This is a genomic window from Pseudodesulfovibrio thermohalotolerans (assembly GCF_021353295.2).
GTDB classification, from domain to species: domain Bacteria; phylum Desulfobacterota; class Desulfovibrionia; order Desulfovibrionales; family Desulfovibrionaceae; genus Pseudodesulfovibrio; species Pseudodesulfovibrio thermohalotolerans.
The window spans coordinates 3,190,388-3,206,433 of the sequence record NZ_CP120635.1 but is presented as its reverse complement, the minus strand read 5'-3'; the positions used below and the strand labels follow the sequence as shown (position 1 = coordinate 3,206,433).

Annotated in this window: 16 protein-coding genes and 1 tRNA gene; 4 read left to right on the top strand and 13 right to left on the bottom strand. The window is 61.3% G+C overall.

What is annotated here, in order from left to right; translation table 11 throughout:
- Positions 1-199 precede the first annotated feature (199 nt).
- Both LF599_RS15030 and LF599_RS15025 read left to right on the top strand, forming a co-directional pair.
- Positions 200-721, top strand: coding sequence for a YeeE/YedE thiosulfate transporter family protein (locus LF599_RS15030; protein WP_279521342.1), 522 nt, complete (start codon positions 200-202; stop codon positions 719-721).
- Position 722: 1 nt separating this feature from the next.
- Complete coding sequence (locus tag LF599_RS15025; protein WP_279521341.1) at positions 723-1,247, top strand: YeeE/YedE thiosulfate transporter family protein; 525 nt, start codon at positions 723-725, stop codon at positions 1,245-1,247.
- Positions 1,248-1,339: 92 nt separating this feature from the next.
- Here the strand turns inward: LF599_RS15025 and LF599_RS15020 are convergent, their stop codons facing one another.
- The 8 genes from LF599_RS15020 to LF599_RS14985 form a co-directional block, all read right to left on the bottom strand.
- Positions 1,340-1,441 (bottom strand): MetS family NSS transporter small subunit, encoded by a 102-nt coding sequence (locus LF599_RS15020; protein ID WP_269943368.1) that lies wholly within the window; start codon positions 1,439-1,441, stop codon positions 1,340-1,342.
- Positions 1,442-1,450: 9 nt separating this feature from the next.
- Positions 1,451-2,935, bottom strand: a complete 1,485-nt coding sequence (locus tag LF599_RS15015) for a sodium-dependent transporter (protein WP_279521340.1) — start codon at positions 2,933-2,935, stop codon at positions 1,451-1,453.
- A 347-nt stretch (positions 2,936-3,282) separates the two neighbouring features.
- Positions 3,283-3,624, bottom strand: coding sequence for a DsrE family protein (locus LF599_RS15010; RefSeq protein ID WP_269943370.1), 342 nt, complete (start codon positions 3,622-3,624; stop codon positions 3,283-3,285).
- An 81-nt stretch (positions 3,625-3,705) separates the two neighbouring features.
- Positions 3,706-4,428 carry a thioredoxin-dependent peroxiredoxin gene (gene prxU, locus LF599_RS15005; protein WP_279521339.1) on the bottom strand — a complete coding sequence of 241 codons (723 nt, stop codon included), beginning with the start codon at positions 4,426-4,428 and terminating at the stop codon, positions 3,706-3,708.
- A 210-nt stretch (positions 4,429-4,638) separates the two neighbouring features.
- Positions 4,639-5,064, bottom strand: a complete 426-nt coding sequence (locus tag LF599_RS15000; RefSeq protein ID WP_279521338.1) for a bacteriohemerythrin — start codon at positions 5,062-5,064, stop codon at positions 4,639-4,641.
- A 220-nt stretch (positions 5,065-5,284) separates the two neighbouring features.
- Positions 5,285-5,361 (bottom strand) — tRNA-Pro (locus tag LF599_RS14995).
- A 199-nt stretch (positions 5,362-5,560) separates the two neighbouring features.
- On the bottom strand, positions 5,561-6,580 hold the full coding sequence (gene amrS, locus LF599_RS14990; RefSeq protein WP_279521337.1) for an AmmeMemoRadiSam system radical SAM enzyme: 1,020 nt from the start codon (positions 6,578-6,580) through the stop codon (positions 5,561-5,563).
- 16 nt (positions 6,581-6,596) lie between these two features.
- Complete coding sequence (locus tag LF599_RS14985; RefSeq protein ID WP_269943372.1) at positions 6,597-6,923, bottom strand: hypothetical protein; 327 nt, start codon at positions 6,921-6,923, stop codon at positions 6,597-6,599.
- Positions 6,924-7,074: 151 nt separating this feature from the next.
- Between LF599_RS14985 and purM the strand changes: the two genes are divergently transcribed.
- Entirely contained in the window at positions 7,075-8,136 is a 1,062-nt protein-coding gene (purM, locus tag LF599_RS14980; protein WP_279521336.1) for a phosphoribosylformylglycinamidine cyclo-ligase, read from the top strand.
- Between the two features lie 145 nt (positions 8,137-8,281).
- Here purM and LF599_RS14975 read toward each other — a convergent pair whose 3' ends face one another.
- From LF599_RS14975 to recA, 5 genes are all read right to left on the bottom strand, one after another.
- Entirely contained in the window at positions 8,282-9,544 is a 1,263-nt protein-coding gene (locus LF599_RS14975) for a radical SAM protein (protein WP_279521335.1), read from the bottom strand.
- Between the two features lie 251 nt (positions 9,545-9,795).
- Positions 9,796-10,185, bottom strand: coding sequence for a 30S ribosomal protein S9 (gene rpsI, locus LF599_RS14970; RefSeq protein WP_404823716.1), 390 nt, complete (start codon positions 10,183-10,185; stop codon positions 9,796-9,798).
- A gap of 12 nt (positions 10,186-10,197) precedes the next feature.
- Complete coding sequence (gene rplM / locus LF599_RS14965) at positions 10,198-10,626, bottom strand: 50S ribosomal protein L13 (RefSeq protein ID WP_279521334.1); 429 nt, start codon at positions 10,624-10,626, stop codon at positions 10,198-10,200.
- 350 nt (positions 10,627-10,976) lie between these two features.
- Complete coding sequence (gene alaS / locus LF599_RS14960; RefSeq protein WP_279521333.1) at positions 10,977-13,616, bottom strand: alanine--tRNA ligase; 2,640 nt, start codon at positions 13,614-13,616, stop codon at positions 10,977-10,979.
- A gap of 89 nt (positions 13,617-13,705) precedes the next feature.
- Positions 13,706-14,764 (bottom strand): recombinase RecA, encoded by a 1,059-nt coding sequence (gene recA / locus LF599_RS14955; protein ID WP_279521332.1) that lies wholly within the window; start codon positions 14,762-14,764, stop codon positions 13,706-13,708.
- Between the two features lie 186 nt (positions 14,765-14,950).
- Here recA and LF599_RS14950 point away from each other — a divergent pair, with 186 nt between their 5' ends.
- Complete coding sequence (locus LF599_RS14950; RefSeq protein WP_279521331.1) at positions 14,951-16,015, top strand: tRNA(5-methylaminomethyl-2-thiouridylate) methyltransferase; 1,065 nt, start codon at positions 14,951-14,953, stop codon at positions 16,013-16,015.
- Positions 16,016-16,046 lie beyond the last annotated feature (31 nt).

The window sequence follows — 16,046 nt, the reverse complement described above, 5'->3', positions numbered from 1 at the left end:
CGCACAAAAGAACGCTTTTGTGCCAGAGCAGGTTTATTAAATATCCCGTTGCGAAGGAGCTTGTCAATGCGGGCGCACCAACTCCCTTTGACGCCGGACGTTTGTGACGGATTCGGGGATTCCCGCCTTCTGGAGTATCCATCTTTTCATTTTTGCGTGAACCTGTATTATTCGATTTGAAAACCGTAAAGGAGGGTCCATGAAGACTACCGATAAAGGCATGAATCCGTATTTGGCGGGAGCATTGACCGGCCTGCTCCTGGCTCTGTCCGTGTTGCTGGCGGGCAAGTATTTCGGCGCGTCCACGTCCTATGTCCGTTCCGTGGGGCTGCTGGAGATGACGCTGGCTCCGGGGCATGTCGAAGCCACGGACTACTTCATGAAATACTTCGGCTCGAACAGTGGCATAGATTGGCAATGGCTGTTCGTTCTGGGTGTTTTTTTCGGTTCCTATTTGAGCGCCAACTTTACCCGGTCCTTCACCTGGACGCCGCTTCCTGAAATCTGGAAGGAACGCTATGGCGAGCGGCCGGGGCTGCGTTTCGTGCTCGCCTTTGTGGGCGGGGCGATCGCCCTCTTCGGCGCGCGCATGGCCGGGGGCTGCCCAAGCGGGCACGGGCTGTCGGGCATGGCTCAGGTGTCGGTCAGCGGGACGCTGGCCATGGTCGCCTTCTTTGTCGGCGGCGTTGCTGCCGCCCGCATTCTCTACGGAGGGAAATAGCATGACGCTCGCAATGGGACTCTTTACCGGCGTGCTTTTCGGCGTTCTTCTGCAACGCGCCCGCGTGCTCCGCTTCGACAAGCAGCTCGGCGCGCTGCTCTTCCGCGATATGACCATCGTGAAGTTCATGTTTTCGGCCATTGTGGTCGCCGCGGTGCTCATTCACCTTTTCGTCGACCTCGGCATGGCCTCCTTGTCCGTCAAGGCCACGTCCCTGGGCGGGCAGGTTGTCGGCGGGCTGCTCTTTGGCGTGGGGTGGGCCATTCTCGGCTATTGCCCGGGCACGGCCTGGGGCGCGTTCGGCGAAGGGCGCTTCGACGGCCTCTGGGGCATTCTGGGGGGCTGGTTCGGCGCGGCCTTGTATGCCGAGCTTTATCCGTCCATGAAGACCACGGTTCTGGCCTGGGGCGGCTATGGCAAGCTTACGTGGGCCACGCTGCTTGGCGTCAACCATTGGATACCCGTGGCGGTTCTGGCGGTGGGAGCGGTGCTCCTGTTCCGTTTCTTCGAGAAAAAGGGATTGTGATGCGGCCGGTCCGTGAACGGGCCGGTGATGAAAGAATAAAAAAATGGGCGGCATCCGGGGTGCCGCCCATTTCTTTTGAGTTTATGCGATGCCTAGTGGCGATTGTTCTTCATGGCCAGGCGGATGCAGAAAGCGGCGCCGCCCCAGGTGACGCCGAGGCCGACGCACATCATGATGATTGCTGTTGCGGTCATGGTTATCTCCTATTGTTGGCGGGCGAAGCCGTATGCGGGCTCGCGCTTGGTCAGGGCGAGGGCGAGGACGAAGGCCACGGGCAGCAGGGACCAGCCGAGAACGATGAGGTCCCGTTCCGCGTAGCCGCCGTAGGGGGTGCCGAAGTCGGTGACCAGGTTCATGACGAAGGTGTAGCCGAGCACGGCCACGGTGATGAGCTTGAGGCACAGCTTCCAGGCGGTGCCGACCTGGAAGTCGGACACCTTGTTGACGTGCGCGTTCATGTCATCAAGACCGACGACGTAGCTCATCAGGGAAATCTCCGCCAGGGCGAGGCCGAGGATGCAGAGGTTGTTGATGAAGTGGTCGACGATGTCGAGAATGAGCAGGCCGCCGCCCGTGGTGAAGACCAGGGTGAGGAGGTAGCCCATCAGGCAGACCAGGGAAGCGGTCCGCCTGCGGCTGAGGCCGAACTTGTCGATGAAGGACGAGCTGACGGCTTCCACGATGGAGATGTGGGAGCTGAGTCCCGCCATGGTCAGGCACAGGAAGAAGAGAGTGCCGACAAACACTGGTGCGGGCATGGTGTTGATGGCCGCGGGGATGGTGATGAAGGCGAGTCCGACACCGGCTCCGGCCACGTCGGAGATGTCCTGGCCGGTGGCGTTCGCCATGTTGCCGAGGACGGAGAAGATCATCACGCCCGCGAGCAGGGAGAAGCCGCAGTTGATGAACACGGTCATGGCGGCGTTGTTGCTGATGTCCGAGTCCTCGGGCAGGTAGCTGGAGTATGCCAGCATGATGGAGAAGCCGATGGACAGCGAGAAGAATATCTGGCCGTAGGCGTCGGCCCAGACCGAGAAGTCCGCCAGCTTGGAGAAGTCGGGGTTGAACAGGTAGTTCAGGCCGGAGATGGCGCCGGGGAGATTGACCACGCGGGCGATGAGTATCAGCACGAGCAGGAAGAGCAGGGGAATCAGAATCTTGCAGGCCCGCTCAATGCCCTTGCGCACGCCGGAGGTGATGGCCAGCCAGGTGATGCCCCAGGCCAGGGTGCAGGCTGCCAGGATGGGCCAGCGGATCGAGCCCAGATGCAGGGGCGAATCGGTCAGTCCAAGGTAGTCTCCGAAGAAGAACGCCTTGGGGTCGCTGCCCCAGGAGGTGTTCAGGGCGAATCCGGTGTAGTTGATGGTCCAGCCGATGACCGCCACATAATAAATGGAAATAACCAGGGCGACCATTACCTGCATCCAGCCGAGCCATTCCCATTTCGCGCCCAGGGCACGGAAAACCTTGGGAGCGGAACCCCGATACTTCTGGCCCATGCCGAATTCGAGGATCATGAAAGGAATGCCCGCAGTGAGCAGGGCGAAGATGTAGGGGATGAGAAAGGCGCCGCCGCCGTTCTCGTAAGCCATGTAGGGGAATCTCCATATGTTCCCCAGTCCGATAGCGGACCCGACCGCAGCCAGCACGAAACCGGCGCGGGAGCCCCACTGTTCACGTTGAGACATAGTTCACCTGCGTTTTTTTAGCGTACGCCGCACAGTCATGTGCGGCTTCCGTATAGCGGAAGGGTGCTACCCCCAAAACCCGGATGGAGAAAAAGAGAACGGGACGGCCCTTTCAGGCGTCCCTCACCCTTTGTCCGCGAACGGATTGTTGTATAAAAGCGGTATGTCTGTATGATAAATTGACTCGGCTGTCTACTTTCAACAGGGGCTTTGGCCGGGTAAAATTCGATTTTTGCGGGTAAAAAGTGAAGTTTTCATGCTTTTTTCAGGGTGAAAACCGAAAAAAACGCTTTCAAGTCCCCTGCGCGGGCCGAAAAGCCGTTTTTCGGCCCGCGCAGGGGGGGCGGTTAGAACGTCAGAACGGTGTAGCCCTTGTCCATGTAGGCGGCCATGGACGGATGCCCGGACATGTCGTCGAGCAGGGGCAGGCCCGAGGCTTTCACCGCGTCGAGTACGCCCAGTTTGGACGAGCACGCCTTGCACGCGCCCGCGACGAGCCCCGCTTCCCTGGCCCTTTGGTAGAGCTGGTGGAACGGGTTCTCCGGTTTTTCCAGTTCGGGCACAAGCTTCACCGCCGCGCCCTCGAAGACGATGATCGCCTCCTTGCCTCTGTCCTTCATGTCCAGCGCGTTGAGCAGGACGTGGACGAAGCACATCAGTTCGCCGTTGAATGCGTAAAGACAATACATGATCGCTCCTTGTTTTGCCGGACCCCAAAAAAACAGGCCCTCCGACGGTAGCCGGAGGGCCTGGGAATGGTCAAACCCGATCTATTCGAAGGCCATGGAGACCTTCCATTCCTCCCAGACCTTGCCCACCAGGGACGGGCCGGGGTTGAGCACCGGCTTGCCCGGCCTCCAGCCGGAAGGCGTGGCCTTGGTGCCCTTGGATTCGCGCACCAGTTGGAATGCCTGAATCTGGCGCAGGGTTTCGCTGACATTGCGCCCCACGGGCGGCGTCAGAACCTCGAAGGCCTGGATCACGCCGTCTGGGTCAATAAGGAAGCGGCCGCGCACGTCGACTCCGCCCGCGCTGTCGTAAATCCCGTACTGGGTGCCCACCGCGCCGCCGCCGTCGGACAGCATGGGGAAGGGGACCTTGCCCTTGGTAATCATCTTGGAAAGTTCATGGTCCACCCACATTTTGTGCACGAACATGGAATCGGTGGACATGGAAAGGACCTGGACGCCCAGCTTCTCGAATTCGTCGTTCTTTTCCGCGACCGCGGAAATCTCGGTCGCTCAAACGAAGGTGAAGTCACCGGGATAGAAGCAGAGAACCACCCACTGTCCGAGGTATTCGGAGAGGGTGACGGAACCGAACTGGCCGTCGATGTAGGCGGGGGCGGTAAAATCGGGGGCCTTCTGGCCGACGCGGATCATGGAGCCTCCTTCGGGGTTGCTGGTTGGAGTCGGGGCCTGCTCCTCGGGCTGAGGCTGCGCCGTCACCTTGGGTGCGGGACGCTCGCACGAGGGATCCTTGATTTCAGGCATGGCTGTCTCCTTTATTTTGGCAATTGATCGACCGTTTTGAATCGATACAACTAATAATAGGTACTGCTATGAAGATATCAAGTCATTTTTGAACATGTGCTTAATTGTCGCAATGAGTCGCGAAGCCAAGGGGGGAGGGCGGCCATGGGCCGTGAAGGTGCGAGGCCGCATGGGCGGCCGCAGGGTGCGGAGGAACGGTGCGGCGTCCGGTCAGCGAACGCCGCGTTCGACGAGAAAGTCCGTGTACAGGGAGTCGGTGCCCTTCATGTGGTCCGTGGTCCAGTCGCGCAGGAATTTGTAGACCGTCAAATCCAGGCAGGAGGCGTTCCGTTTGTATTCGCTGATTAGCTCATGGACCTTGGTCGTCAGGGCCTGGTGTTCGTTGCGATGTTCGGTGAACAGGTCTTCGGGGTAGCCGTGTTCAAGCAGGAGCTGCTCTTCATGCTCGAAATGATAGACCGTGTAGTCGGCCAGCTCGTTCAGCACGTCGCCCATGACGGTTTTTCCCACGTCATCCATGATGGCCTGGAAGAGTCGGTCGGTCAGGGCGATGAGGCGCTTGTGCTGTTCGTCGATGGAGGGGACGCCTACGGAAAGTGATTCGTACCAGTCCAGTCGGTGATTGTCCTTCTGCATGTGTAATCTCCTCTTGCGAAGGGGAGTTCGGTGTACGCCAAGACCCGTCTCGTTGTGAACGCCGATGTCTGCAAGCGTTTCGGGGTGCATTTTCTTTTGCGTTGAATCAACGCTCGGACGCGGAAGTGATGGTTAGCTCATTTTCAGGATAAAACTGAAAACGTCTGCCTGGCAAGTCATACATAAAAAGGCCCCGGGTATTCCGGGGCCTTTAATCGCGTGGTCGGAGTGGAGGGATTTGAACCCCCGACATCCTGCTCCCAAAGCAGGCGCGCTACCAGTCTGCGCCACACTCCGTAAATCGGGTGAAAATTCCCTGCGGATTCTTCGCGGTGGAGGGCCGGAGCCTTGCCGAGCGGGACGTCCGGCGATCCGAAAACCTTCCTGAATCGGGCCTGTGCGGTCTTTTTTTCGCATGGCCGTTGCGCGCTACTGGGTGCGCCGATCCCGACAGGGTGTGCATACCTACTGAAAAAGCGGTCGGTTTGCAAGCCGGTCAGCCGAGATCCACGCCGTGGATGGCCTGTCCGCAGGCGGAGCACCGGCCGTCCCGGATGCCTTGGACGCGGGCCGAGAATCCGGATCGGTTGATGAGTTCCTTGCCGCACCCCGGACAGACAGTGTCCTGTTTGTTAGAGCCGGGCATGTTCCCGATGTACACGTATTTGAGCCCGTTGGCCTTGCCCATGTCGTAGGCAGTATCCAGCGAGTTGCCGGAGGTCGGCGGGGCGTCTGTCATCCGGTAGTCGGGGTGGAACCGGGATATGTGCCACGGCGTGTCCGTGCCGATTTCGCTGGCGAGGAAGTCCGTGAGCCGGTCCAACTCACCGGGCGAGTCGTTCTTGCCCGGGATGAGAAGGGTGGTCACCTCAAGCCACCAGCCGAGTTCGTGCTTGATTTGCTTCAAGTTGTCGAGAACGGGCTGGAGGCGGGCGCCGGAGATATCCTTGTAGAACTCCTCGGTGAAGCACTTGAGGTCCACATTGATGGCGTCGATGTCGCTGCCGAGGGCGTCCAGGCATTCGCGGCTCATGAAGCCGTTGGAGACCATGATGTTCTTGAGGTCCCGCTCGTGGGCCAGTCTGGCCGTGTCCTGCATCAGCTCGAAAAAGATGGTCGGTTCGGAGTAGGTGTAGGAAATGGACGCGGCCTCCAGTCGCACGGCCTCCGCGACCAGCTTCTCGGGGGAAATCTTCCGGCCTAGGATGTGACCGCCCGTGCGCGGCGGCTGGGACAGGGACCAGTTCTGGCAGAAGGTGCAGGACAGGTTGCACCCCATGGTGGCGAAGGAATAGGTCATGGAACCCGGCTGGAAATGGTAGAGCGGCTTTTTCTCCACCGGGTCGAGACTCTGGGCCGCGACCTTGCCGTAGTTCAGGGAGAAGAGAACGCCGTCCTGGTTCTCGCGCACGCCGCATTGGCCCCGTTCTCCGGGCCTGATTGCGCAGAAGTGGTTGCATAGCCTGCATTGGACCGCGCCGTTCTTGAGCGGTTTCCAGAGTCTGGCTTCGATCATGGCGTTACCTCCAGGGTCAATTCTTCGGGGCAGCCTTGTCCCTGTGGCCGGGCCTATCGTCGCGTGGCCAGGAGACGTCGGGATCGACGGCTATGATGACCTTGTCGTACCAATCCGTCTCCTCTCTTTTCGGCTGGTGCGAGTCGATGGTCGAGTCGCCCGCCTCGTTGACGCCGAAGGTCGTCACCGGCTGTTCGCCCTCGGCGGGCCGGGTGCCGAAGGTATTGGTCTGCCGGTTCTTGGCCGTGTCCTCGTTCTTGAATTTGTTTTGGGCCGCTCCCGGAGCGGGCGTCAGCAGAACAAGGGCCAGGGTCAGGACGGCCGGGACGATGAAAAGGCGCATGGTTTCCTCCACGGCTAACGGTACTGCCACATTCATATATAATAGACATGGGATGCAGCCTTGGCAATGCAAATGGAAAGCCGTCCACTTGTTGCTTGAACTTGATCCGCCTTCCATCTATAAGCGACCAAAGCCAACCGAGGAGAGACTCATGAGCGACAGCGCCAAACGATCCCAGGCCTACACCGAAGCCGGTGTGGACATCGAGGCGGGCAACGAATTCGTCCGCCGCATCAAGGACATGGTAAAGTCCACCTTCACGCCCGGCGTGGCCACGGACATCGGCGGCTTCGGCGGCCTGTTCAAGCCGGAAATCGCGGGCATGGAGGCCCCCATGCTCGTTGCCGGAACCGACGGGGTGGGCACCAAGCTCAAGATCGCCTTCATGTTCGACAAACATGACACCGTGGGCATCGATCTGGTGGCCATGTCCGTCAACGACGTGCTCGTTCAGGGCGCGACACCACTTTTCTTTCTGGATTATTTCGCCACGGGCAAGCTGGAGCCCGGCGTGGCCGCGGAAGTGGTTTCCGGCGTGTGCGAAGGTTGCCGCCAGTCCGCCTGCGCCCTGCTCGGCGGCGAGACCGCCGAAATGCCCGGCTTCTACCCCGACGGCGAGTATGACCTCTCCGGTTTCGCCGTGGGTATGGTCGACACCCCGAAGCTCGTCACCGGCAAGGATATAGCCCCCGGCGATGTGCTCATCGGGCTGGCCTCCTCCGGCGTGCATTCCAACGGCTGGTCCCTGGTCCGCAAGCTCCTCGGCGAGTCCGGGCTGGACAAGGATGATATCTTCCCCGGCACGGAGAAAACCGTGGCCGAGGTGCTCATCGAGCCCACCCGTATTTACGTCAAGCCGGTTCTCGAACTCCTGGAGTCCCTGGCCATCAAGGGCATGGTCCACGTTACCGGCGGCGGTTTCTACGACAACGTGCCTCGCATCCTGCCCGAGGATGTCGCCGCCACGGTGCAGTTCGGCTCTTGGTCCATGCTGCCGGTTTTCGACTGGATCAAGAACCAGGGAGACCTTTCCTGGCCCGAAATGCTGCAAATCTTCAACTGCGGGATCGGCTATATCCTCATTGTTGACCCGGCGCACGCCGACGAGGCCCTGGAAAAACTCGACGCTCGCGACGACGTCGAGGCCTATCGTATCGGCGAGATCACCAAACGCCAGGACGCCGCCGAACAGGTCGAGGTCGTCTTCCCGTAGGGACATTTTCATAGACAAAAAAAGGGCCGCTCCATCAGGAGCGGCCCTTTTTTTGTCTTCAGCCTTCTTGCCGCGTTCGGGAGTGTCGAAGGCGGCGGACAGGAATCTTGAGAGGAGTCCGGGAATTCGTTCAACCGTTCCAGGCCTATCCCAGATACGGATTGAAATAGCCGTATTCGATCCAAGGGAGGGCCTTTTTGAGCCGCTTCTTGAAGTTGTTGAATCCCATGGACGGGGAGTGGCCAAAGGGCTCCATGAGTTTGAGATAGAGTTCTGGGTCGAGGTTGAGATTGCGCAGTTGGATGAAGTCGTAGCGGCAGGCCTCGCCCAAATCGACGAGCGCTTCGAATTCCTCCTCGGTGTCGGTTACGCCGGGGAAGAAGAGCAGGTTGAGGGAGACGAACAGGCCGACGTCGTGGGCCTTGCAAATGGTTTCGCGCACATCTTCGAAGGAGTAGCCGCGCGGGCGGTAGTAAGCCTCGTAGGGGTCTTTGCGCGCGGAGTTGAGGCTGACCCGGATGGAGTTGACCCCGGCGACCTTGAGAGCGGGCATGGCCTGATGGCGGGAGCCGTTGGTGTTGACGTTGACCGTGCCGGTGCCGCCTTCGCTTCGGTATTGGGACACCGCCTCGCAGATGAGTTCGGCTTCGAGCAGAGGCTCGCCTTCGCAGCCCTGGCCGAAGGAAAAAATGGGGCGGCGTTCGCGCGACTCGTGCCTGCGCATGATCTGGACAATCTCGTCGGCCGTGGGGCGGAACGCGATGCGGCATTGTGGGGAGGGGAAGCCGGAATCCTCGGGTTGGTGCGAAATGCAGCCCACGCATTCGGCATTGCACACTTGGGAGGTGGGCAGAGGGCATTCGAACCGTCCCAGGGACAGGTTCTTGGCCGCCGGGCAGCCGCTGGTCAGAGCGCAGCCCGCCAGGTGGTTGACCAGACGGTTCTCAGGCATTTCGGCCAGAAGCTGGTGCGCTCCGGCTTCGATGCGGTCTGGCGGGATGTGGGTGAACACCTGCCGCTTGTCCTCGTCCACCTTCTTCGCACAGGCCCAGAACCGGCCGTTGGCGTAGCCGATGCCTGCATAGGAGAGCAGGGGCAGGACCGGCGCGTTTTCGTCGGACTCGTATGCGGCTATTCCGGTGACCGTGTGCCCGGGGGAGACAAAGGCCGCCACGGCCAGTTCCTCCATGACTTCGGCCTGGCCGTCCTCCTGGCTGTAGCCCATGGCATGGCGGCCGGGGAGCATGAAAAATTCGGATTCCTCGGGCAGGGGGATGATCTCATCGGGCCTGGGCAGGCCGAATTCGTCTCCCCGCCGGACCATCAGCAGGAGGTCGGGATGGTCGAAAATCTCTCCGTCCGCCGAGGCGAACAGCATACGCGGTTGTGGCTTTTTCTTGGATGACATAGTGGCGGCATTCTATGTGCAAACAGTGGTTCGAGCAAGAATTGAATGCGGGTCGGGCTGTTTCGCCTCTAAAAAGCAGGTTTCATCGGTAAATCCAGGCCTGACCGCCCATATATACGATTCCTGACAAAAGGCGTGGAAATTTTGCGCGAAACGCAAACCCTCGCGGAAGGGCATCGCCCATGAGAAAAGACCGGCTTCCGCGAGGAAGCCGGTCTTGAGTGGACTGAATATCCGGTCCGGTTCTCGGCTTAACGCTTGGAGAACTGGAAGGAAGCGCGGGCGCCGCGGAGACCGTACTTTTTACGCTCTTTCTTACGGGCGTCGCGGGTCAGCAGACCGGCGGGCTTAAGGACGGAGCGCAGTTCCGGGTCCATGGAGCAGAGGGCGCGGGCGATGCCGTGGCGCAGAGCCTCGGCCTGGCCGGACACGCCGCCGCCGGAGCAGTTGGCCTTGATGTCGAAGCGATCGAGCATCTTGACCAGCTTCAGCGGCTGCTGGACAACCATCTGCAGGGTCTTGCGGGGGAAATAGTCCTCGAAGGGACGGCCGTTGACGGTGATCTGCCCGGTGCCGGCATAAAGGCGGGTGCGGGAGATCGCATTCTTACGTTTGCCAGTGGCGTAGGTGAAATCGCTCATGATTATCCCCGATTAGAAATCCAGAAGTTTGGGAGCCTGGGCCGCGTGCGGGTGCTCGGGACCGGCGTAGACCTTCAGCTTCTTGAGCTGTTGGGCGGCCAGCTTGTTCTTGGGCAGCATACCCTTGACGGCGGCGGTGATGACGTTCTCGGGCTTGATGTCCAGCATCTGGCGCAGGGTCTTCTGCTTGAGACCGCCAGGATGGTTGGTGTGCTTGTAGTACATCTTGGCGTCCATCTTCTGGCCGGTGACTTTGATCTTGTCGGCGTTGATGACCACCACGAAGTCGCCCATGTCCATGTGGGGGGCGAACTCCGGCTTGTGCTTGCCGCGCAGACGGGTGGTGATCTCGGTGGCCAGACGGCCCAGGATCTTGTCCGTGGCGTCGACGATGAACCATTCGCGGTTCGCGTCTTCCGGCTTCGGGCTATATGTCTTCATAAAAATGCTCCTTGCAAATTCTCAAGAAGGGGACCTTTACGGGCATCTCGCCCGCATGTCAACCCATTTCAATATATATGAGTGGTCACGCGATCAGACCGCCTGGCCAGGAAGAACGGGTTGTAACGGGGTGCTCTTCAAAGCCGGTGGGCAGACCGGGAGAAGCTACTTACCTGAAAAGCACGTCGCCCACAAGCTTTTTGTTTGTGGCGAACAACTTATCGTATTTTTGCGCGTCAACTCGATATGATTGACGAAACGGCGATTCAGCAGCCTTTCGGCCTCGGAAAAAAAGGCCCCGGACGCGAAAAAAAACGCCGGGGCCTTGGGAATCGATTCTTACGGGCGCCTTATGCGGACACCAGCTCTTTGAGCTTGGCGAGCGCGTTTTGGACGCCTGCCGGGTTGGAGCCGCCCGCGCGGGCCAGGTCCGGGCGTCCGCCGCCCCCGCCGCCGACTTCGCCGGCCACGGGCTTGATGAGATCACCGGCCTTGAAGCGGTCGTGCAGGTCCTTGGTCACGGCCAGCGCGACAGAGACCTTGCCGTCCTCGTGCGGGGCGACCAGGCAGATGATGCCGGAAGGGAGCTTGGAGCGCAGGGCGTCCATCTGTTCGAGCATGACGCCCATGTTGGGGGCTTCCACCTCGACGGCCAGGACCTTGACGCCGTTGATCTCCTCGACCTCGCTCATCATGTCGCGGCCAGCGCCGGATGCGAGCTTGCTCTGGAGGGACTTCATCTCCTTGTGCATGTCCTTGACCTGCTGCTGGAGGTCCTTGACCTTCCGGGGCAGATCGGCGGGCTGCGCCTTGAGCATGGCTCCGGCTTCGGACACGGCCTCGCGGCGTTCGTTGAGCCAGGCAACGGCGTTATGGCCGGTGGCGGCTTCGATGCGCCGGATGCCTGCGGCGACGCCGGATTCGGAGGTGATGACGAAGGACCCGGCGATGCCGGTGTTGTCGAGGTGGGTGCCGCCGCAGAATTCCATGGACACGCCCGGAACCTCGATGATCGAGACCGTGTCGCCGTATTTCTCGCCGAACAGGGCGGTGGCGCCCTTGGACTGGGCGGCCTCGATGGACATGACCTCGCGGGTCACGGGGATGGCGTCGAAAATGGCCTTGTTGACCAGGACCTCGACCTCATGAATCTCCTCGGGGGAGAGGCTCTTGATATGGGTGAAGTCGAAGCGCAGCCGATCGGGGCCCACCAGGGAGCCCGCCTGCTTGGCGTGGTCGCCCAGCACCTTTTGCAGGGCCGCGTGGAGCAGGTGGGTGGTGGTATGGTTGCGCATGGTCGCCAGCCGCTGCGTCCGGTCAACGTTGAAGAATGCGGAGTCGCCCGGCTTGAGGACTCCTTCCGTGACGTTGATCTTGTGGGCGGTCAGGTTTTGGGACGGCTTGACCGTGTCGAGGACGTCGGCCTTGCCGTTTTGGGCCGCGATGGACCCGGTGTCGCCCACCTGTCCGCCGGACTCGCCGTAGAACGGGGTGACCTTGGCCACCAGCCAGCCGGACTCGCCGTTGTCCAGCGTGTCCACGACTTCGCCCTCGGGGGTCAGGAGGTAGGCGATCTCGGACTGGTCGGCCATGGTTTCGTAGCCGGAGAATCCGGAGGTCACATCCTGTTCGAGCAGGGTCTGGAACACGGAGGCCACGTCCTTTTCGCCGGACCCTTTCCAGGCGGCTTTGGAGCGTTGCTTCTGCTCCTGCATGAATTTGTCGAATTCGTCCTCGTCCACGCCCATGGAATGCTGTTCGGCCACGTCGCGGACGATATCGATGGGGAAGCCGTAGGTGTCGTAGAGCTTGAAGGTGGTCTCGCCGGGAACGATGGTCGCATTGACCTTCTTCAGTTCGGCCAGCTCCTCCTCAAGCATTTCGAGGCCCTTGTCCAGAGTCTTGGCGAAGGATTCCTCTTCGCCCCGGACGACCTCGACCATGAAGTTTCTGGTCTCTTCCAATTCCTTATAGTGGCCGCCCATGTCGTCGATGACCTTGGAGGCGGTCTTCCACAGGAAGGAGCCTTCCAGGCCCATCAGTTTGCCGAAGCGGTAGGCGCGGCGGATGAGGCGGCGCAGGATGTAGCCGCGGCCCTCGTTGGACGGCAGCACCTGGTCGGGAATGAGGAAGGCGATGGCCCTGGAGTGGTCGGCGATGACCTGCAGGGCGGTGTCGATCTCCTCGGACTGGCGGTATTTCACGCCCGCCAGCTCGGCGGTGTAGTTGATGATGCTTTGGAAGAGGTCGGTTTCGTAGTTGGAATGCACGCCTTGGGCCACGGCGGCGATGCGCTCAAGACCCATGCCCGTGTCGATGGAGGGACGGGGCAGGTCGGTGCGGGTGCCGTCCTCGGCCTGGTCGTACTGCATGAAGACCAGGTTCCAGATTTCAAGGAACCTGTCGCAGTCGCATTTGCCGATGCCGCAGTTCGGGCCGCAGCCCACTTCCTCGCCCTGGTCGTAGTGGACCTCGGAGCAGGGGCCGCAGGGGCCGGTGTCGCCCATGGACCAGAAGTTGTCCTTCTCGCCCAGACGGTAGATACGCTCGGCCGGAACTCCGGCCACTTTCTGCCAAAGCTCCCCGGCCTCGTCGTCATCCTTGTAGATGGTGATGTAGAGGCGGCTCTTGTCGAGCTTGATCTCCTCGGTCAGGAACTCCCAGCAGAACCGGATGGCGTCTTCCTTGAAGTAGTCGCCGAAGGAGAAGTTGCCGAGCATCTCGAAAAAGGTATGGTGGCGGGCGGTGCGGCCCACGTTTTCCAGGTCGTTGTGCTTGCCGCCGACGCGGAGGCACTTCTGGGACGTGGTGGCGCGGATGTAGTCGCGTTTTTCCTGGCCCAGAAAGAGCTTCTTGAACTGGACCATGCCCGCGTTGGTGAAAAGCAGGGACGGATCGTCCTTGGGGGTCAGCGGAGAGGACTCCACAATGGTGTGGCCGTTCCTCTCGAAGTATTCAAGGAACCGCCTGCGAATTTCATTGGCTTTCATGTTTTAATGTTCTCCAGGGAAAGGTATTGCCGAAGAAAAGCGCCCCGGGCTCTCGGACCGGGGCGTTCCTTTCGGGCTGAAAATCGGGGCTACTCGCCGGCGTCGCCGGTGTCGCCGTTGGTTTCCTCGGGCGCTTCGCGGAATCCGAGGTGGGTCATCAGGGCCTCTTCGATGGACTCGGCGAGGTCCGGGTTGTCCGTGAGCAGGGCGCGGACGTTTTCCTTGCCTTGGCCCAGCTTTTCGGAGCCGTAACCGTACCACGCGCCGGATTTTTCGATGATGCCGTGCTCGACGCCCATGTCGATGATCTCACCCATGCGGGAGATGCCCTGGCCATAAAGCACGTCCACCTCGGCCTGTCGGAAGGGCGGGGCCACCTTGTTCTTGACCACCTTGATGCGGGCGCGGATGCCGTATGCCTCATCCTTGTCCTTGAGGGTCTGGATGCGGCGGATGTCCAGGCGGCAGGAGGCGTAGAATTTGAGCGCGTTGCCGCCCGAAGTCGTTTCGGGGTTGCCGTAGCCGGTCATGCCGATCTTCATGCGGATCTGGTTGATGAAGATGACCACGCAGTTGGACTTGTGAATGGTGCCGGTCAGTTTGCGCAGGGCGTGAGACATGAGCCGGGCCTGGCTGCCCACCTGGGTCTCGCCCATCTGGCCTTCCAGCTCGGACTGCGGAATGAGCGCGGCCACCGAGTCGATGACCACCACGTCCAGCGCGCCGGACCGGACCAGCAGGTCGGCGATTTCGAGCGCCTGCTCGCCGTAGTCGGGCTGCGAGATGAGCAGCTCGTCGGTCTTGACGCCGAGGCGCTTGGCGTAGCCGGGGTCGAGGGCGTGCTCGGCGTCCACAAAGGCGGCGGAACCGCCCGCTTTCTGCGCCTGGGCGATGATGTGCAGGGCCAGGGTGGTCTTACCCGAGGATTCGGGACCGAAAATTTCGATGACGCGCCCGCGCGGCACGCCGCCGATGCCGAGCGCGATGTCCAGCCCGATGGAGCCGGTGGGGATGGCGGGAATCGAATGCGACGCCTCGTCATCCAGACGCATTATGGAGCCTTTGCCGAACTTGCGTTCGATGGTGGTCAGGGCGGTGCCCAGCGCTTCCTTGCGCAGGACTTCGGGGTCAACGGCTTTACGGGCCATGTGGTTTCCTCCGGGATTTACTGGCGGCAACAAACGAGCAACACGTTTCGATACCAGATACGCCTTTCGCGGGCAACACCCATACATACGGTAAAAAAGGGTGGAGCGTCCGGCGTGTTGCGGCGCGGCGGGCCGTCTGTCGAGGGGGGTTGCCCTCGGCCCCGATCTCACATAAATGACCCTCCCATGGCGGAACGAAAAACATACGACGCGCTGGCGCTGCTTTCCGGCGGCCTGGATTCCATCCTCGCCATGCGCACGGTCATGGACCAGGGGTTGTCCGTTCTGGGGCTGCACTTCGTCACGCCCTTTTTCGGCAAACCCCACCTTATCCCGTTTTGGCGGGACCACTACGGCATCAAGGCCGTGGAAGTGGACATCCGGCAGAAGTACGTGGATATGCTTCTCGACGGCCCCTCGCAGGGGTTCGGAAAGTGGCTCAACCCGTGCATCGACTGCAAGATCGTCATGCTCGGCCACGCGCGCGGCCTTCTCAATGAGTACGGGGCGAAGTTCCTGATCTCCGGCGAGGTCATCGGCCAGCGGCCCATGAGCCAGCGCGAGGACGCTCTCAATCTCATCACCAAGCGGGCCCAAGTGCGCGACCTGCTTCTGCGCCCCTTGTGCGCCGGGAACCTTCCGCCCACGCCCATGGAGGAATCCGGGCTGGTGGACCGCACCCGACTTCACGACTGGCATGGCCGGGGCCGCAAGCCGCAGTATGCTTTGGCGGAGCGGTACGGCTTTACCGAGATTCCCACCCCGGCTGGCGGCTGTTGCCTGACCGAGTCCCAGGGGGCCGCCCGTTTCGTCAAGCTGCTGACCTATCGCGACCGGCCGACTCCCAATGATTTCTCCCTGGTCCGCGCCGGGCGGCAGGTCTGGGCCGGGTCGCATTGGCTGGCCTTCGGTCGAACCGCCGCCGACAACGAGCAGCTCGCGGCCTGCGCCGAGCCAGACGACTATGTTTTCAAGCTGACCGACCTGCCCGGTCCGTTGGCCGTGGGCAGACCCGTGGCGGGCGACTGGGAGCCCGAGGCCGTGCTGGACGCGGCCGCTCTGGTCAGCTCCTATTCGGGCAAGGCCCGCAAGCGGTTCGAGTCCACGGGCGAGCCCGTCAGGGTCGACGTCCGCCGCCGCGAAAGGGTGGAGACCGTGTCCGTCATCCCGGCCCGCGAGACCGTGCTCGGCTGGACCGAGCCCGCTCCCGAGCTGGTCCGCGAGTGGAAAAAGAAAGAAGTTCAGGCTTAGCTTGCGTCCCCTCGGGCCATCTCTTAGGATT